Raw genomic sequence first — 17404 nt, forward strand, 5'->3', positions numbered from 1 at the left:
CCGGCACGGCGGGCGTTATGGGTTCATGGACGCTTTCAGGCGGTGGGTACGTACTTGTACCCCACCCGCCGCACCGTCACGATCGTCCCCCGGTGCTCGGGGCCCATCTTGCGGCGCAGCCGGGCCACATGGACATCGACGGTCCGGCCGTCGCCGACATGGCCGTACCCCCACACCGTGGTCACCAGCTGATCGCGGGTGTGCACCCGGTGCGGATGGGCGACGAGATGGCTCAGCAGCTCGAACTCGAGGTACGTGAGGTCCAGCGGCCGCCCGGCGATCTCGGCGGTGCGCTGGTCGGGGTCGATCCGGATCAGCTCGTCACCCGTCACCGCCGGAGCCCCTTCCGTGGGTGGCTCCGCCGCCGCAGGCCCCTGCCGGTCGGCCGGGACCAGCACCAGGTAGCCGACCATCGGCGGATGGCCGGGGAGCGTGGGCAGGGTGTGCGGGGGAGCGGGCAGCCAGGTGGCGCCGGGGTGCAGCAGATCGGCGACCGGTGGCACCTCGTCCGGTGCGACGGCTCGCAGCCGCTGGCGGCCGGGCGGGGCGGACGGGCCGGACGGGGCCCCGGGAGCGGAGGCGGAGGCGGTGGCGGACGACAGGCCACGGAGGTTCGTCATGAGGTCAGCTCTTTCGCGCGAGAGGGCGTCAGTGGACGTCGTGCGCGCGGGCTGGGCGGCCGGGCGGAGAGGTCAGCGGCCGAGCGAGCGGGCCCGCGCATCGGATGCGCGGCAACACTCGCGGTCGAAGTGGTGCGCCTGCCGGGACGGCCAGAACGGCTCGAGGTCGTAACGACCCGTCGCGATGTCATGGAGGCTGGCCATGGCCCTATTGAAGCAGATACCGGGCCCGGGGCGCTCGGCCGTTGACCGGGAAGGGGTGCGACGATGCCCCGGTAAGAGGCCCCGCGCGGAAGGCGCCGCGGGCCGCCGCGTACCCCTTGAGGAGCGCAAGCCCATGCCGCACATCGTCGTCGAATACTCCGACACCCTGACCGGCGCGTTCGACCGCCCCGGCTTCGGTGCCGCCCTGCACCCGGTGGTCGCCAAGACCGTCGACACGGCGGTGGCGGGCTGCAAGACCCGGTTCCGGCGGATAGAGGAGGCGTATCTCGCGGACGGTGCCGAGGACCTCGCCATGATCCACATCGAGGTGTCGATCCTGTCCGGGCGCGACGCGGAGACCAAGCGGGAGCTGTCCGCCGCGGTGGTGGAGGTGGCCCGCGCCCATGTGTCGCCGGTGCCGGGGCTGACCGTGCAGACCACCGTCGACGTGCGGGATCTGGACCGGGACTGCTACGAGAAGCACGAGGCGGTCCATCCCGCCTGACGGAGGCTTCACGGCGGTGGCTCCGCGGCTGCGGCTTCGGCCACGGCTGCGGCTTCGGCTTACGGCGGCCGAGGGCGCACAATACACCTTCGGTAGCAAATCCGGCATCTACCTATATACCAAGGCGTGGCGCACAATGGTGGTGCGGTGTTTTTACCGCACTGTGCGGTCAGACTTGCATGGATCGAAGGAGGCGAGTCGAATGGCCGACGTCTCACGTGCGAGAGGCGATATAACGGGCCACCCCGACGTGTCGGAGATGCGGGAGCGCTACGCGCGCATGATGGACGCGCGGGACGTTGTCTTCCTCGACGGGCCGGTGCTTCTCGCCGGTCTGTACTTCGCCATCTCTCCCTGGGTGGTGCACTTCTCGGGCACCAGCCCCAACCTCATGGTCAACAACCTCATCCTCGGTATCACCATCGCCCTGCTGGGGCTCGGCCTCACCACGGCGCCGAGGAGGATGTACAGCCTGTGCTGGGCCATGTCCGCGATCGGGGTATGGATGATCATCTCTCCCTGGGTGGTCGCCCGGGGCGCCGATGCCGGGATGATCGTGAACAATGTCGTCGTGGGTGCCATCACCTGCCTGTTCGGCCTGATCGCAGCCGGCATGGTGATGCGGAAGGGCAGGGAAACCTGACCGGACGCTGAATCACCCAACCGTCTGAACAGTGGCGGAGGCCGTCCACTGCATGCCCTTCGGGGTCGTGCGGCGGACGGCCTCCGCGCGTTGCCCGTGCTCTGGTGCGGGCTCCGGGCGCGGGCTCTTGTGCGGGTCTCAGCCGATCGGCTCGGGCAGCGGGACCACGTCGTAGGCGCATTCGATGGTCCGGCCGGTGGCCGGGTCGCCCAGCTCCACCCGCCAGCGCCCGGCGAACTGGTCCACGCCCTCGGCCATCGGGATGGTGCCGGAGATCAGCACGGTGCCGGGCACCAGGTCACCGCGTTCGCGCAGCACCTCGACCCAGTACGCGGGCGGCAGCAGCTCGGCCAGGGTGCCGCTCTGCACCTCGGCCTCCTCACCGTCGTGAGTGACCCAGGCGCGGAGCGTCAGATCGTCGAGGCGGGGTGCCACATCGGACAGCCGCCAGGCGCGGGTGGCCAGCACATCGGGGGCCGCGTTCTTGCTCCAGGCCACGCCGTGGACCTCCAGCTCCCGGTCGGTGTGGTCGCAGGCCGCGGTCAGCAGCAGCTCCCCGTCCGCGGCCACGACCAGCGCCCACTCGGCCTCGCCCGAGGTGCGGGCGTGCTGGACGCTGACGCGGCCGGTCTGCTGGGCCAGGTAGGGGGAGACCGGGTAGAGGGCGGGCGTCACGGAGGGTGCGGGCACGCCCAGCTCGGCGAGCTCGGCGACATGGGCGGCCACATCCTCCTGGCTGCGGCCCGCGTAGCCGGCGTTGAGCACCTGGACGACCTCCACGTGGTGCTGGGAGCCGTCGGGGAGTTCGAAGGTGAGCGAGGACGGGGCGGACTGTGCTGCGGGCTGCGACGGCTTCGTTGTCATGGGTGCTGTGCTCTCCAGGGCGCGGTGGGGCTTGTGGGGGCGATCTGCGGTTTCCGTGCTTGCCGCGCGGTGACCCGCTGCCGCGGGTGACCGCGCTCTTCGCGGTTTCGAAGCGGTTAACTTCCTCCGGAGGGGTTGCGCATACGCTTGGTATACAACAAGTATGCCGGAAGGTCGATCCGCGCAACCCCAGCCATCGCACCATTACGAAAACGCCACGTACCATCCCGTAAGCCTCATGCACCACCTCGAGGACGGAATATGCAGCCCACCGCATCGAGCGCACCGCCACCCCGGGCCGACCGGTCCGGGGTCCGCCGCGCCTTCGTCGCCAGCCTCACCGGCACCGCCCTGGAGTGGTACGACTTCGCCGTCTACTCCGCCGCCGCGGCCCTGGTCTTCGGCGATCTCTTCTTCCCCTCCAAGGACCCCACCACCGGCACCCTGCTGGCGTTCTCCACCTACGCCGTCGGCTATGTCTCCCGGCCGCTGGGCGGCTTCGTCTTCGGCCGGCTCGGCGATGTCATCGGCCGCAAGAAGGTGCTCATCGCGACGCTCGTGCTCATCGGCGGCGCCACGCTGCTGATCGGGCTGCTGCCCACCTACGCCACGGTCGGCGTCGCGGCCCCGGCCGCGCTGGTGCTGCTGCGCTTCGCGCAGGGCGTCGGCGTCGGCGGTGAGTGGGGCGGCGCGGTGCTGCTGTCCAGCGAGTTCGGCGATCCGAAGCGGCGCGGCTTCTACGCCTCCGCCGCGCAGGTCGGCCCGCCGGCGGGCAATCTGCTGGCCAACGGCGTCCTGGCCGCGCTGGGCGCGGCGCTGACGGAGGACCAGTTCATCAGCTGGGGCTGGCGGGTGGCGTTCCTGCTCTCCGGCGCCCTGGTGGTGTTCGGCCTGTGGATCCGCGCCAAGCTGGAGGAGACCCCGGTCTTCAAGGCGATGGAGGCCGCGCAGGACCGCCCGGAGGCGCCGCTGCGCGAGGTGTTCACCACCCAGCCGAGGGCGCTGACCGCCGCGATCCTGAGCCGGGTCGCCCCCGATGTGCTGTACGCGATGTTCACCGTCTTCGTGCTCACCTACGCCACCGAGGAACTCGACATGTCACGCGGCTCGGCGCTCACCGCCGTGCTGGTCGGCTCCTCGCTGCAGATCGTGCTCATCCCGCTGGCCGGGGCGCTCTCGGACCGGGTCAACCGTCGGCTGCTGTACGGGGGCGCCGCCGTGGCCGCCGGGGTCTGGCCGTTCCTGTTCTTCCCGCTGGTCGCGGACGGCAGTTGGGCGCTGCTCACCCTCGGCGTCGTCGGCGCGCTGGTGATCCACTCGCTGATGTACGGGCCGCAGGCGGCCTTCATCGCCGAGCAGTTCTCCCCGCGGCTGCGCTACACCGGCTCCTCGCTCGCCTACACCCTCGCCGGGCTCATCGGTGGCGCGATCGCGCCACTGCTCTTCACCACGCTGCTCGGGGCCTATCACGCCTGGGTGCCGCTGGCCGTCTACATCGCGATCACCGCCGCGGTCACGGTGGCGGGCCTCTGGCTGGGCCGGGACCCGTCCTCCGCCGAGGAGGAGGAACCGGAGCCGCTCCCCGTCGGCCCCACCGCCTCCACGACCGTGTCCTGACCGCCGTCCCGTCCCGTCCCGCCCCACCCCGCTGCGCTGCGCACCGCTGCGCGGAGCTGTAAAGCGAGCCGTACCGGGGAAGGGGCGGGAGGGGGCCGCGTACCCCGCCGAGACCCCCGACCGCGTTCCGGCCCTCCGGCCCTTCCGACCCTCCCGACCCTCCCGACCAGGAAGTGAGGCAGCACCCGCCATGCCCCTCCGCATCGCACTGAGCCAGATCACCACGGGCCCCGACCCGGCGTCGAACCTCGCCCTGCTGCGCGAGGAGGCCCAGCGGGCGGCGGCTGCCGGGGCGCGTCTGGTCGCCTTCCCGGAGGCGGCCATGGCCTGCTTCGGCACCCGGCTCGGCCCCATCGCCGAACCGCTGGACGGCCCCTGGGCCACCGAGGTCCGGCAGATCGCGAAGGACGCCGGGCTGGTGGTCGTGGCCGGGATGTTCACCCCGGCGCCCGACGGCCGGGTGACCAACACCCTGCTGGCCACCGGCCCGGGGGTGGAGACCTCCTACGACAAGATCCATCTCTATGACGCCTTCGGCTTCGCCGAGTCCAAGACCGTGGCCCCGGGCTCCGAGGTGGTGACCTTCGACCTCGACGGCGTCCGGATCGGCCTGGCCACCTGCTACGACGTACGGTTCCCCGAGCTCTTCCGGGCCCACGCCGACGCGGGCGCGGTGCTCTCCCTGCTGCCCGCCTCCTGGGGCGCGGGGCCCGGCAAGCGCGAGCAGTGGGAGCTGCTGACCCGGGCGCGGGCGCTGGACGCCACCGTATGGCTGGCGGCCGTGGGCCAGGCCGATCCGGAGGCGTCCGGCGTGACCGCCGCGACCTCCGCCCCCACCGGTATCGGCCACAGCGCCCTGATCGGCCCCGACGGCACCGTACGGGAGCGGCTGGACGCGGGGCCGGGGCTGCTGGTGGGGGAGGTGGACACCGAGGAGGTCACCGCGGTGCGCCGCACGGTGTCCGTCCTGGCCAACCGCAGGCTGGGCGGGCAGTCATGAGCGAGGCTGGGCGCACGGCCATGAGCGGCACCGCCGGGGCCAAACCGGAGTACGAGTTCCATCTGCCCGCCGCGCCCTGGCGGCGGCCGCCGGGCGCGGCCGCGGGGGTCAGCGAACAGATCCTGGCCGCGGACGGGAGCGGCACCCACACCACCGCCCTGGTGCGCTGGGAGCCGGGGACGGACACCTCCCCGTCCGGGGTGGTCCGCCACGACGGCTGGGAGGAGGTCTATCTCCTCGAGGGCAGCATGCGCGATCTGACGCTGGGGGAGACCTTCTCGCGCGGCTTCTACGCCTGTCGGCCGCCGGGGATGCCGCATGGCCCCTGGGTCTCCGAGGAGGGCGTCACCATGCTGGTGATCACCTATCCGGAGGCGGCGGCCGGACGGTGACCCATCCCTGGGCGGCGACTCACCCCCGGGCGGTGACCCATCCCTGGGCGGTGATTCACCCCCGGGCGGTGACTCACCCGGCGAGCAGCACCTTCAGCGTCGACCCCAGATGGGCGCTGATCGCCGCGCGGGCCGCTTCCGTGTCCCCGGAGGCCACCGCGTCCAGGATCGCCCGGTGCTCGCCGAGCACCTCCTCCTGGCGGCCGGTCTGGGTGTAGAGGGCCACCACCCCGGCCCGGATCTGCCGGCTGCGCAGCCCGTCGTAGTGCCGGTTGAGGAGTTCATTGCCCACCGCGGCGACCATGGTCGCGTGGAAGAGGTGGTCCACGGCGATGAACTCCTTGGCCTGCTCCGGCCCCATCAGCTCGCGCTGCCGCTCCAGCAGCTCCGTCAGCTTCCCGACCGGCACCGTGCCCGCCTCGATGGTCCGCTCGGCGGCGTGGCGCTCGACGATTCCGCGCAGCTCCATCAGCTCGGTGATCTCCCGGCCGGAGAGCGGGGCGATATGCGCACCCCGCTTGGGGACCAACTGGACCAGATCCTCGGCCGCCAGCAGGAGCAGGGCCTCACGGATCGGGGTCCGGGAGATGCCGATCCGGTCGGCGATCTCCTGCTCGGTGAGGAACCTGCCCTGCATGTCGGGATCGGTCAGCACGGTCTCCTTGAGGAACGCGTACGCCTTTTCTCGTCCGGACTGCGCTGGCACTGGGCCCCCATGCTGCTTCGCATACAACTCGTATACGAAAATTACCACGGACCGGTGGCGGCGTCGGGGAGGTCGGGTATCCAGGAGCCGTGGATGCCCGCGGGGACGCGGTGGGGCAGCTCCACGGTGGCCACGGGAGCGGCCGTGATGTCCCGGGCGTCCAGGACCATCAGCTCGGAGACGTCGCGGCGGAGATCGCTGACGATGGTCAGCAGATAGCCGTCGTCCTCGCTTCCGCCACGGCCCCCGGGGGCCTCGCCCGCGTATCCGTCACCGCCCCCGGCCGCGGGCACGAACACCGCCTCCCCGGGCATCCGGCCCGGTCCGGTCGGCGCCATCTGCCGGGCCCCGGTGGCCGCGTCGTACTTGACCAGTGCGTACTCCTCCAGTCCGCTCCCGGGGAAGGCGACGGCGTAGGCATAGCGGCTGGGCCGCCCCAGCACGCTGTCGTTGATCGTGGGGAACTCGGTGACCAGGTCGTCCAGCGGCTCCTCCCGGGCGCTGCCCGAGGCGGGGTCCAGAACCCAGCGGTGGTGCAGGGAGCCCACCAGCGGGACGGCGGCGTGGCCCGGGGCGCCGGTCCACCACTTCCAGGAGGTCTCCCAGGCGGTGCGGTCATAGCGCGGCCCCTCGATGACGACGCGGCCCGCCCGATCCTCATAGGCGTTGGCGATGTGCAGCAGGGCGCCGGGCTCCACCTCGCACCAGGTGACGCGGGGCGGCCCGGTGCGCGGCATGATCCCGATGCGCGGCCGGTAGCCGTCGGACCAGCGGTAGGGGATCCCGGACCGCTCGGCGGGGTCGAAGACGACCGGCAGGTCCAGCCACACCACATAGCGCTCGGTCAGCCCGAAGTCGTGCATCAGCGAGGGCCCCGCGCCCTCGATGGTCTCCTCGCGGACGATATGGCCGTCGCGGGACGCCACGTAGTGGACGAGGTGGGGCGGTAACGGGGAGTACGAGAAGAAGTGCAGCTCCCCGGTGACCTGGTCCTCCTTGGGGTGTGCCGTCATGGCCCGGTTCAGCTTTCCGCCGAAGTCATAGGCGCCGACGGTGGCCAGCTCGGGGGTCAACTCGTAGGGGAGGCTGGCCTCCTGGAGGGCCAGGATGCGGCCCGCGTGCTCGATCACATGGGTGCCGGCGACGCTGGCGGTGAGATCGTCCGCACCCCCGTCACCCGCGTCCGCACCCCCGCCACCCGCGGCCGGGCCTCCGCCGCCCGCGGCCGCCCCCTTGCCGCTCGCCGCCGCCTCGGCGTCGTGGAGGGCCGGTGTGCGCACCCAGCGGTTGCGGTACCACTCCGCTCTTCCCTCGCGCAGCCGCAGCCCGTGGACCATGCCGCTGCCCTTGAACCAGTGCGAGGGCATCACTCCGGGCGGGGGGTTGTGGCCGTTGCGCAGATAGCGGCCGGTCAGCTCGGGAGGGAGGGAGCCGTGCACGGTGAGGCCCCAGACGGTGGACTCCACTGCCACCGGGGCGTAATGGCCGCTGAGATAGGGCGGCCTGGCGGGCTCGCCGGGCTTTGCGGGGCCGGCGGGGTCGCCGAGGAACCGGTCGCTCATCGCGCGCCCTCCTCGCCGCTCCGGCGGGCGTCCTCGTCCGCGTCCGCGACCAGGACCACCTTTCCGGCGACGGTGCCGGACTCGGCCAGCCGCATCGCCTTCGCGGCGTCGCTGAGCGGAATCCTCGCCGCCACCTGTGCGGTGAACTCGCCCTTCGCCATCAACGCCAGCACCTGTCCCAGATCGGCGCGGATCCGCCCCTGGAAGGCGGCCCGGCGCCGCCGTCCGGCCCAGAGGTTGAAGAAGTGCGCCCGCCGTCCGTTCGGCAGCAGGTTCCACAGGATCACCCGGGCGAGCAGCTTGAGCACCGGGGCCCGGGAGGAGCCGGGGGTGTCCCGGGTGGCCGCCGTGCCGTAGGAGACCAGCGTGCCGCCGCGGGCGAGCAGCCGGAAGGAGTCCACGATGCCCTCGCCGCCGATGTGGTCGAAGACCGCGTCGACCCCGCCCGGCGCCAACGCCCGCACCCGGGCGGGCAGATCCGGATCGCGGTAGTCGAGCGGGGTGGCGCCGAGGTCGTGCACCGCGTCATGATGGCGGGGCGAGGCGGTGCCGATGACCTTGATGCCCGAGTGGCGGGCGAGCTGGACCAGGGTGGTGCCCACCCCGCCGTTGGCCCCGTGGACCAGCACGGTCATACCGGGGCGCACCTTGGCCACGCGGTGGAGCATCTGCCAGGCCGTGATCCCGTTGACCACCACCGTCTCGGCCTCTGCCGCGTCCACCCCCTCGGGGACCTCCACCAGGTCGCCCGCGTCGACGAGGGTGTGGCTGGCCCAGCCGCCGATCTTCGTGAGCGCCGCGAACCGGCGTCCGCGCAGGGCCGGATCCACCCCGGGGCCGGTCGAGACCACCGTGCCCACCAGGTCATAGCCGGGCACGAAGGGGAACGGCGGCTGGTCGTAGTACTTCCCGCGGCGCATCTGCTGCTCCGCGAAGGAGACCCCCGACGCCTCGACGGCCACCAGCGCCTGCCCGGGACCGGGCTCGGGCAGCGGGCGGGTGCGGAGCTCGAGCCCTTCGGGCTCCACCTGGCCCGGCAGAACGACTTCGGTGATCACGGCTGACCTCGTTTCGGTGTGAGGAGTTCTCGTTGTTGTGAGAACTTCTAACCAAACAATGAACCTGTTACTCTCGAGGTGTCAAGTCCGGATTCGAAGACCCGCACGAGAGGCGCGTCCATGGCGACAGCACGGCGAGAGCGCTACCGCAAACAGACCCGGGAGGAGGCCAAGGCCGTGGCCCTGGCCCAGCTGGCCGAGTCGGGCACGTCGGGCATCTCGGTGAACGCGATCGCGAAGGCGATGGGGATGACCGGCCCCGCGCTCTACCGCTACTTCGCGAGCCGGGACGAGCTGCTGACCGAGCTGATCACCGACACCTACCGCGATCTGGCCGAAACCCTCGCCCAGGCCGTCGCCGACGCCGCCCCGGCCGACCGCTTCCGCGCCATGGCCCGCGCCCTGCGCGACTGGGCGAAGCGTCAGCCGGACCGCTATCTGCTCATCTACGGCACCCCGGTGCCCGGCTACCACGCGCCGCCGGAGACCACCGAGATCGCGGCCGGGCTGATGCGGACCATCTTCGACGCCTGCTCCACCGTCGGCGATGCCGATGGCGCCACCGCGAGCCGCGAGCAGCCCCTCACCGAGCTCGAGGCCGAGCTGGCGCGCCATCTCGAGGGCGCGGGCTCCTGGGGGCCGGGGGAGGAGCCCGGCGGCGAGCTGAAGGGCCGTGCGCTGCGCACCTGGACCCGGCTCCACGGCGTGATCAGCCTTGATGTGCAAGGCCAGTTCACGGGCATGGGCTTCGATCCCTCCGTCCTCTTCGAGGCCGAGGTCGACGCCCTGGTGCGGGGCGGCTGAGGTGCCCCGGGCCGAGCTGCCCGCCCGGCGGCCCCGGCGCACACTGGAAGGACACCGGAGCGCGACGGGGACCGGAGGCCGCGATGGAGCACGGTGAGTTCGATGTGGTCGTGGAGATCCCTGAGGGATCCCGCAACAAATACGAGATGGACCATGAGACCGGCCGGATCCGGCTGGACCGGATGCTGTTCACCTCGACGAAGTACCCGGCCGACTACGGCTATGTCGACCACACCCTCGGCCGGGACGGCGATCCACTGGACGCCCTCGTCACCGTCGCCGAGCCGACCTTCCCCGGCTGTGTGATCCTCTGCCGGGCCATCGGCATGTACTGCATGCGCGACGAGCAGGGCCCGGACGAGAAGATCCTCTGCGTCCCGGCCCATGACCCGCGCTATGTCGGCGTGCAGGACATCGATGACGTCCCCGAATTCGACCGGATGGAGATCACCCACTTCTTCGAGGTCTACAAGGACCTCGAGCCCGGCAAGTCCGTCGAGGGCTCCCACTGGGAGGGCCGCGACCGGGCCTACGCCGAAATAGCCGCCTCCCGCGCCCGCGCGGCCGAAACCGGCCCGTTCCGGAGCCCCTGAGCGGGACCGGCGGCGCCGGCCCCACGAGCAGGGCCGACGTTCAGGGTGCCGCCCCGCGTGGCGCCGGCACCCCGCGGTCGTTCTCCGGCACCCCGCGGTCGTTCTGCAGCTCCCACAGCTCCCGGAACAGCCCGGGGGACCCCGTCAGCTCCGCGAACGTGCCCTGCTGGATCACCCGCCCCCGCTCCAGCACCACGATCCGGTCCGCCACGGCCACGTTCGCCAGCCGGTGCGTGACCAGGACGACCGCGCGGTCCTCGGCCATCCGCCGCAACCCCGCGAAGATCCGGTGCTCGGCGCGGGCGTCCAGCGCGCTGGTGGGCTCGTCCATCACCAGCAGCCCCGCGGGCCGGTGGAACGCGCGGGCCAGCGCGATGCGCTGCCACTGCCCGCCGGACAGCTCCACCCCGCCCCACCACTGCCGGGCGAGCAGGGTGTCCAGCCCGCTGCGCAGCCCGTCCACCACCCCATGCGCCCCGGAGTGGACCGCCGCCTCCCGGACCCGCTCGTCCCCGCCGTGCGGCTGGCCCAGGGTGATGTTGTCGCGCGCGGACAGCGGCCAGTGGGCGTAGTCCTGCGGCACGACCGCCGTATGCCGCCACATCGCCTGCGGATCCAGCTCCGCCACGCCCACGCCGTCCCAGGTCACCATGCCCTTGGTGGGCAGATAGAGCCCGGTCAGCAGCTTGCTCAGGGTGGTCTTGCCCGAGCCGTTCTCCCCGACCAGCGCGAGCACCTCGCCCCGCCGCACCTCGAGCGTGACATCGTCCAGGGCCGGGGCGTCGGACTCCGGATAGGCGTACGTCAGCCCCTCGGCCCTGATGACCCGCGGCGCCACCGGGACCAGGGCGCCGCGCCGCATCCGGTGTCCGCCCGCCTCCTCGATGAACTCCGCCCAGTCGTCCAGGTACAGCCCCGTACGGAACAGCCGCGTCCCATAGCCGACCATCCCCTGCAGCGAGGCGCCGACCGTCCGCAGCGCGAACACCGCCGTCCCCGCCGACGCCACCGACATCTGCCCCGCGCCCAGCAGCAGCGCCAGCGACGCCCAGACCAGCCCGGAGGCCAGCCCTCCGGCCAGCGCCCCCAGCACCGCGTACCGCGCGCCCCGGTGGACCGCCTTGTCGGTGGCCGCGTCCACCCGCGCCCCGATGGCCCGGTACCGCTTCAGCAGGAACTCCGCCATGGTGCCGGACCGGAGCTGATCGGCGATGTCCTTGTCCACCATGTACCAGCGCAGCAGCCCGAGCGTGCGCCGGTCCGCGCTGATCGCACGACTGGTCTCGTACTGCACCCGGGCCGCCTTCATCCCCGCGATCCCCTGCGGCAGCGCGGCCAGCAGCAACAGCGGCAGCAGCGCCGGATGCAGCACGGTGACCACGCCCGCCGCCGCGATCAGCGACGAGAGACACGCCATGAGCTGCTGCGACTCGGTGATCAGATCCCGCGCCACCTCGGCGCCCCGGTCCGCCGCGTCCCACTTGTCGTTGAACCCGGGGTTGTCGTACGCCGCCAGCTCGGCGTTGATCGCCGCGTCCAGCATCTGGGTCTCGGCCTCCCGGGAGATCCGCGGGGAGAGCCGGCTGGAGATGTTGTTGACCGCGATCCCCAGCAGCGCCCGCAGCCCGGCCGCCCCCGCCAGCACGACGATCGAGGGCAACGCGTCCCGGAGCCGGTCGGTGATGTGGCCGGAGGAGATGAGCGCCGTGATCGTGCCGGTGGTGGCCAGCAGCCCGAACGCCTCGAAGAACCCCGACAGGGCCTGGCACACCAGCAGCGCCACGACCGCCGTACGGTCCACCTTCCAGGCCAGCGCCAGGGAGCGGCGCACCAGTTGGGGCAGTCTGCGGGCCATGGCCCGGGTGGTGACGGGATGCCTTTCCAAGGCCATCAGCGTGGGCGGCCGGAACCGTAACTCCTCGCCGGGCCGCTCGGCCGGCGGTTCCGACGGCTGGGCCGATGGCTGGGTCGACGGCTGGTCCGATGGTTGCTTCGAAGGTTTCGGTGGTGGTTCCGGTGGCTGTTCCGCCTGCTCCGTGGTTCGAGACGACACAAATCCCCCCTGAGGGTGTGTTTTCCCTTCGGTATGCCTCAGACTGCCGCAGACCGGGACCCGGGCGCCCGGGGTTTACGGCGAGGTCCACCGATCGTGGAGCGCGTCCCGTGCGTTACGCGACCGGGAAAAGCGCTGGAGCCGCGCGCCGTTCGCGTGCTTCGATGCGCTTCATGGTGTCCATCGACCGGCTGCTCGCCTTCGCGGCCATGTCCTTCCTGCTGATCGTGATCCCCGGTCCGAGCGTGCTCTTCGTGGTCGGCCGGGCACTGGCCCAGGGCCGCCGCGCCGCGCTGACCACGGTCGTCGGCAATACGCTCGGGGCGTATGCGCTGGTCGTGGCCGTGGCGCTGGGCGTCGGGTCGGTGGTCGAGCGATCGGTCCTCGTCTTCACCGCGCTGAAGCTGGTGGGCGCCGCGTATCTGGTGTATCTGGGGGTCAAGGCGGTGCGGCAGCGCCGCTCGCTGCAGGCCGCCTTCACCGGCGACGGCCCCGCCCACGGGGGCCTGCGGACGCTGTGGGAGGGGTTCGCGGTCGGTGTGGCCAACCCCAAGACGATCGTGTTCTTCGCCGCCGTACTGCCCCAGTTCGTCGACCGCGAACAGGGGCATGTCGTCCTGCAGATGCTGCTGCTCGGGCTGGTCTTCAACGCCATCGCGGTGGTCTCCGACAGCGTCTGGGGCCTGGCCGCGGCCACCGCCCGCACCTGGTTCGCCCGCTCCCCGCGGCGCCTCGCCATGGTCGGCGGCGTCGGCGGACTCTCCATGATCGGCCTCGGTGTCACCGTCGCCGCGACCGGCCGCGCGGACTAGCCCCGCATGGACTCCGTCCGGGTCAGGCCGCTGCGCCCCGACGACCTCCCCTCCGCCGAACGCGCCTCGGCCATCATCTTCCTCGAGGCCGACCGCCGTAGCAGGAGGGTCGGCGAACCCGAGCCCCGGCCCCGCCCGGCCTCCGCCTCACGGCAGTGGATCGACCGGATGCGCCACTTCCTCACCGAGGACCCCGGCGGCTGCTGGGTCGCCGTGGACGCGGACGACGGTGTCATCGGCTTCGCCATCTCCCAGAACCGGGGCCCGTTCTGGTTCCTCGCCACCTACGGTGTGCTGCCCGGCCATCAGGCCAAGGGCATCGGCCGACGCCTCATGGACGCGGCCCTGGCCCATGCCGACGGCCGCCGGGGCATGTTCTCCTCCACCGTCCACCCCGGGGCGACCCGGCGCTACCGCCTCGCGGGGTTCTCGCTCCACCCCCAGATGCGCATGGTCGGCACCGTCGACCGCGCCACCCTCCCCGCCATCACCGGCGTCCGCGAGGGACGGGACGACGACATCGACTGGATGAACCACCTCGACCGGCGGCTGCGCGGCGCCGGCCACGGTCCCGACCACGCTTATATGCGGCGCACCCTGCGGCTCGTCGTCTCCCGCGCCTACGGCAGACCGGGCTATGTCTACATCGACGACCAGGGCCGCGCCGCCCTCCTCGCCGCCGCTCACCCGGCCACCGCCCAGGACCTGCTCTGGGAGGCCCTGGCCGCCTCCAGCGGCGACACCCTCGTCAACTGCATCACCCCCGCCAACGAATGGGCGGTCGACGTCGGCCTGGCCGCCCGCCTCGACATCGGCCAGGAGGGCTATCTGGCCCTCCGCGCCATGCCGCCCCCGGCGCCCTACCTGGCCAGCGGCCACTTCCTCTGACACCTCGCCATGCGCGCCACGCGTGCGCGGGCAGGTGACGGCGGGCCATGCGCGCCGTGCCTGGAGTGGGAGGTGCGCTGGGGGAGGGGTGGGCGCTGCGCCGTATGGGGTAATTCGGGTGTGTATCTATGGTGTTGGTGGCGTGTCGCGCGCCTACTGGTGGTACAGACCGGTGGGTTTTCACCTCCGCCGGGGGACGGCGAGACGGGCATCCCGCGTCGGACGCCGTAAGCGCGCACCCCGTAGCCCCTGACGCACCGCCACGCGTCGCGGTCACAGTCCCGCGTGGCGAGCAACGGCCCACCACTCCACCCCGCTTGGAGGGCCATCATGGCTTCACCCACGATCACCCTGGTCACGGCGACACCGAACCTCGCCGTGTCCGGGCAGTCGGTCACGCTCACCGCCACCGTGATACCGGTCGGCGTCGGAACGCCCACGGGCACCGTCACCTTCGTGGTCGGCGGCGGTCCCACCCTGAACGGGACGCTGTCCGGCGGGACCGCCTCGGTCACCGCGAGCGGTCTGGGCGTCGGTACCCACATCGTCACCGCCACCTACAACGGCGACGCCAACTTCGCCCCGTCCACCGGCACCACGGCCGTCGTCGTGATCCTGGCGTCGACGACGACATCGGTGACGTCGGCGCCGGACCCCTCGACGTTCGGGCAGTCGGTGACGTTCACCGCCACGGTCACGCCGAACGCGCCCGCCATCGGGACCCCGACCGGCTCGGTCACCTTCGCCATCAGCGGCAGCGGAGGCGGTACGTTCACCCAGCCGCTGTCGGGCGGCACGGCGACGCTCACCCTCAGCACCCTCGGCGTCGGCACCCACACCGTGGTCGCCATCTACAGCGGCGACGCCAACTTCCTGTCGTCCACCGGCACCGACACCCACACCGTGACCCCGGGCCCGCGGCCACGACCACGACGCTGACGTCCTCGGTGAACCCGTCCGTGTTCGGGCAGCCGGTGACGTTCACCGCCAGCGGCCTGGGTACGGGTTCGCACACCGTGACGGCCGACTACGGCGGCGACCCGAACTTCGCCGCGTCGTCGTCGGCGACGCAGACGCAGGTGGTGAACCCGGCGCAGTCGATCACCTCGCTCAGCTCCAACCCCAACCCGGCCGAGGCGGGCTCGCTCATCGACTTCGTCGCCTTCGTGGCACCCATCGCGCCCGGCGACGGCACCCCGACGGGCGCGGTCACCTGCACCCTCGTCAATGGTCCGGTCACCATTACCGCCCAGCGGCCCGTTGACGCCTTCGGATTCGCCTTCCTCTCCGATGTGGAGCTGCCGGAAGGCGAGTGGGACGTCAGCGCGGTCTACTCGGGCGACGCCAATTTCGGGGCCTCGGGCGTCTCCGAATACACCCAGATCGTCACCGGCGCTCTGGCCACGACCACGACCACGACCTGATCGCACAGCACTGGGCCCCGCCACTGCCCGAGAGGGGCGGTGGCGGGGCCCGGCCACGCGGCGCCGAAGGGCACACCGGCGCATACCTGCCCCCTATGCGGGTAAATGCGAAGTGTGTCCGGCAAGAGGCCGCGATGGGGCACGCTCCTGCTGGCCGTCCTCGTCGCCCTGACGGCGGTGCTGCTCACCGCCGGGGGCGCGCATGCCGAAACGGATGTGAACAAGATCGGCAAGGCGCTGCGCAGCAGCCCCGTGTACGTCGATCCCGGAGCCACCGGCGTCCTGAGCGCCGGACAGGCCCGTGCCCTGGTGGCACACATCCGCACGGCGGATGTGCCGGTCTACGTGGCCGTTCTGCCGGACAACCCCGCGTACGGCGGTGAGCGCGTCTTCGGACGGCTGCGCGCCGCCGTCGACCGCCCCGGCGTGTACGCGGTGGCGCTCGGCTCCTCCTTCGGGGCGGCCTCCGACACCTCGGTGCTGCCGGGACGCACCTCGCAGGCGCTGGCGGAGCGGAACCTGCGGCAGCACCCGCACGACCTCGCCGCGGTCCTGAACGGCTTCGTGACCGACACGGCCACCGCGATCCACGACCGGACCGGCCAGGGGACCGGCGGCGACCAGGGCGCGCGGGGCGCCACCTTGTCGGTGGGGGACGCGGTGGCGGTGCTGATCGTCCTGGCCGCCGTCGGCGGAAGCGGCCTGTACATGCTGCGGCGCACCCGGAAGCAGCGCCGCGAGCGTGAACGGGTCGAGCTGGAGCAGGTGCGCGGCGCGGTCGAGGAGGACATCACCGCGTACGGCGAGAAGCTCGGCGGGACCCGCTTCGACCCCGCCGACCCCGCGTCCACCCCGGAGATGGCGGACGACTACGGCCGCGCCCTGGACGCCTACGAGGAGGCGAAGGCCAGGTCGGCCGCCGCCCGGCGGCCCGAGGACGTACGGCCGGTGACCGAGGCGCTGGAGGAGGGCCGCTTCGCGCTGGCGGTGCTCGAAGCCCGCCGCGAGGGCGGTCCGCTGCCGCAGCGGCGGCCCCCGTGCTTCTTCGACCCGCGCCACGGCCCCTCGGTCCGGGACGTCGCGTGGGCGCCCCCGGGCGGCACCCAGCGCTCCGTCCCCGCCTGCGCCGCGGACGCCACCCGCGTCGACGACGGCCTCTACCCGGACGCCCGCACCGTCCCGGTCGGCGGCGACCGGCGCCGCCCGTACTGGGACGCCGGTCCGGCCTACGGGCCCTGGGCAGGCGGCTACTTCGGGGGCTACGGCTCGATGCTGCTGCCCGGGCTGCTGGTCGGCACGCTGCTGGGCGGGTCCCTCGGCCCCGACTACGGGAGCGGTGCGTTCGACGGTGGCTTCGGCGACGGCGGGGACGGTGGGGACGGTGGGGACTCCGGCGGTGGCTTCGACGACGGCTTCGGGGGCGGCTTCGGCGACGGTGGCGGCTTCGGGGGCGGCTTCGGCGACGGCTGATCCCCGCGTCGCCACACGGCACGGAGGCAACCGGCACCACCCTGTGCGCGATGCGTACGCGGTGCCCTGGCCACGGGGAACGCGCGCCGCACGGGGCGGATGGTGTGCGCGGGGAAGGCCGCCGAGCGCTCCGCTATCCGGGGTAATTCGGCGGCACCTCCCTGGCGGGTGACGGCGAGTCGCGCGCCT

The 17404-nt window shown here is 72.4% G+C and carries 19 protein-coding genes; 12 read left to right on the top strand and 7 right to left on the bottom strand.

The window, feature by feature from the left end; translation table 11 throughout:
* Window positions 1-35: 35 nt before the first annotated feature.
* Together ACZ6TD_RS33675 and ACZ6TD_RS33680 are read right to left on the bottom strand one after the other, a co-directional pair.
* Window positions 36-620, bottom strand: coding sequence for a winged helix-turn-helix domain-containing protein (locus ACZ6TD_RS33675; protein ID WP_471344262.1), 585 nt, complete (start codon window positions 618-620; stop codon window positions 36-38).
* Window positions 621-692: 72 nt separating this feature from the next.
* Window positions 693-824, bottom strand: a complete 132-nt coding sequence (locus ACZ6TD_RS33680; protein WP_256649896.1) for a hypothetical protein — start codon at window positions 822-824, stop codon at window positions 693-695.
* Window positions 825-957: 133 nt separating this feature from the next.
* Here ACZ6TD_RS33680 and ACZ6TD_RS33685 point away from each other — a divergent pair, with 133 nt between their 5' ends.
* Together ACZ6TD_RS33685 and ACZ6TD_RS33690 are read left to right on the top strand one after the other, a co-directional pair.
* On the top strand, window positions 958-1329 hold the full coding sequence (locus ACZ6TD_RS33685; RefSeq protein WP_471344264.1) for a 5-carboxymethyl-2-hydroxymuconate Delta-isomerase: 372 nt from the start codon (window positions 958-960) through the stop codon (window positions 1327-1329).
* Window positions 1330-1531: 202 nt separating this feature from the next.
* Window positions 1532-1972 (top strand): SPW repeat protein, encoded by a 441-nt coding sequence (locus ACZ6TD_RS33690; RefSeq protein ID WP_471344266.1) that lies wholly within the window; start codon window positions 1532-1534, stop codon window positions 1970-1972.
* Window positions 1973-2110: 138 nt separating this feature from the next.
* On the opposite strand, the gene ACZ6TD_RS33695 is transcribed toward ACZ6TD_RS33690, so the two are convergent.
* On the bottom strand, window positions 2111-2836 hold the full coding sequence (locus tag ACZ6TD_RS33695; RefSeq protein WP_471344267.1) for a DUF2848 domain-containing protein: 726 nt from the start codon (window positions 2834-2836) through the stop codon (window positions 2111-2113).
* A gap of 261 nt (window positions 2837-3097) precedes the next feature.
* On the opposite strand from ACZ6TD_RS33695, the gene ACZ6TD_RS33700 reads away from it, so the two are divergent.
* The 3 genes from ACZ6TD_RS33700 to ACZ6TD_RS33710 all read left to right on the top strand — a co-directional run bounded on the left by ACZ6TD_RS33700 (window position 3098) and on the right by ACZ6TD_RS33710 (window position 5845).
* Window positions 3098-4453, top strand: a complete 1356-nt coding sequence (locus ACZ6TD_RS33700; protein ID WP_471344269.1) for an MFS transporter — start codon at window positions 3098-3100, stop codon at window positions 4451-4453.
* A 190-nt stretch (window positions 4454-4643) separates the two neighbouring features.
* A complete protein-coding gene (locus ACZ6TD_RS33705; RefSeq protein WP_471344271.1) occupies window positions 4644-5453 on the top strand; it encodes a carbon-nitrogen hydrolase family protein in 810 nt (269 codons plus the stop codon).
* Complete coding sequence (locus ACZ6TD_RS33710) at window positions 5450-5845, top strand: cupin domain-containing protein (RefSeq protein ID WP_471344273.1); 396 nt, start codon at window positions 5450-5452, stop codon at window positions 5843-5845. Before ACZ6TD_RS33705 ends, ACZ6TD_RS33710 begins: the two co-directional genes overlap by 4 nt.
* Window positions 5846-5918: 73 nt before the next feature.
* Here the strand turns inward: ACZ6TD_RS33710 and ACZ6TD_RS33715 are convergent, their stop codons facing one another.
* From ACZ6TD_RS33715 to ACZ6TD_RS33725, 3 genes are read right to left on the bottom strand one after another with little or no spacing between them, the layout of a single operon-like run.
* A complete protein-coding gene (locus ACZ6TD_RS33715; RefSeq protein WP_137977631.1) occupies window positions 5919-6551 on the bottom strand; it encodes a GntR family transcriptional regulator in 633 nt (210 codons plus the stop codon).
* 41 nt (window positions 6552-6592) lie between these two features.
* The gene (locus ACZ6TD_RS33720; protein WP_471344275.1) at window positions 6593-8113 is read right to left on the bottom strand and encodes a carotenoid oxygenase family protein; all 1521 of its coding nucleotides are present in this window, start codon (window positions 8111-8113) and stop codon (window positions 6593-6595) included.
* Window positions 8110-9171, bottom strand: a complete 1062-nt coding sequence (locus tag ACZ6TD_RS33725; RefSeq protein WP_471344277.1) for a medium chain dehydrogenase/reductase family protein — start codon at window positions 9169-9171, stop codon at window positions 8110-8112. The genes ACZ6TD_RS33720 and ACZ6TD_RS33725 overlap by 4 nt, the downstream gene beginning before the upstream one ends.
* Window positions 9172-9291: 120 nt before the next feature.
* Here ACZ6TD_RS33725 and ACZ6TD_RS33730 point away from each other — a divergent pair, with 120 nt between their 5' ends.
* On the top strand, window positions 9292-9975 hold the full coding sequence (locus ACZ6TD_RS33730; RefSeq protein WP_471344279.1) for a TetR/AcrR family transcriptional regulator: 684 nt from the start codon (window positions 9292-9294) through the stop codon (window positions 9973-9975).
* Window positions 9976-10058: 83 nt separating this feature from the next.
* Window positions 10059-10568, top strand: coding sequence for an inorganic diphosphatase (locus ACZ6TD_RS33735; protein ID WP_471344280.1), 510 nt, complete (start codon window positions 10059-10061; stop codon window positions 10566-10568).
* A 40-nt stretch (window positions 10569-10608) separates the two neighbouring features.
* On the opposite strand, the gene ACZ6TD_RS33740 is transcribed toward ACZ6TD_RS33735, so the two are convergent.
* Window positions 10609-12459 carry an ABC transporter ATP-binding protein gene (locus tag ACZ6TD_RS33740; protein WP_471344282.1) on the bottom strand — a complete coding sequence of 617 codons (1851 nt, stop codon included), beginning with the start codon at window positions 12457-12459 and terminating at the stop codon, window positions 10609-10611.
* Window positions 12460-12794: 335 nt separating this feature from the next.
* On the opposite strand from ACZ6TD_RS33740, the gene ACZ6TD_RS33745 reads away from it, so the two are divergent.
* The 5 genes from ACZ6TD_RS33745 (at window position 12795) to ACZ6TD_RS33765 (ending at window position 17215) form a co-directional block, all read left to right on the top strand.
* Window positions 12795-13433 carry a LysE family translocator gene (locus ACZ6TD_RS33745; RefSeq protein ID WP_471344284.1) on the top strand — a complete coding sequence of 213 codons (639 nt, stop codon included), beginning with the start codon at window positions 12795-12797 and terminating at the stop codon, window positions 13431-13433.
* Between the two features lie 6 nt (window positions 13434-13439).
* On the top strand, window positions 13440-14321 hold the full coding sequence (locus ACZ6TD_RS33750; RefSeq protein WP_471344286.1) for a GNAT family N-acetyltransferase: 882 nt from the start codon (window positions 13440-13442) through the stop codon (window positions 14319-14321).
* Between the two features lie 330 nt (window positions 14322-14651).
* The gene (locus ACZ6TD_RS33755; protein WP_471344288.1) at window positions 14652-15260 is read left to right on the top strand and encodes an Ig-like domain-containing protein; all 609 of its coding nucleotides are present in this window, start codon (window positions 14652-14654) and stop codon (window positions 15258-15260) included.
* An 8-nt stretch (window positions 15261-15268) separates the two neighbouring features.
* Entirely contained in the window at window positions 15269-15745 is a 477-nt protein-coding gene (locus ACZ6TD_RS33760) for an Ig-like domain-containing protein (RefSeq protein WP_471344289.1), read from the top strand.
* Between the two features lie 105 nt (window positions 15746-15850).
* A complete protein-coding gene (locus tag ACZ6TD_RS33765) occupies window positions 15851-17215 on the top strand; it encodes a hypothetical protein (protein ID WP_471344290.1) in 1365 nt (454 codons plus the stop codon).
* The last annotated feature ends 189 nt before the right edge of the window (window positions 17216-17404 follow it).

This window comes from Streptomyces yongxingensis, assembly GCF_055597465.1.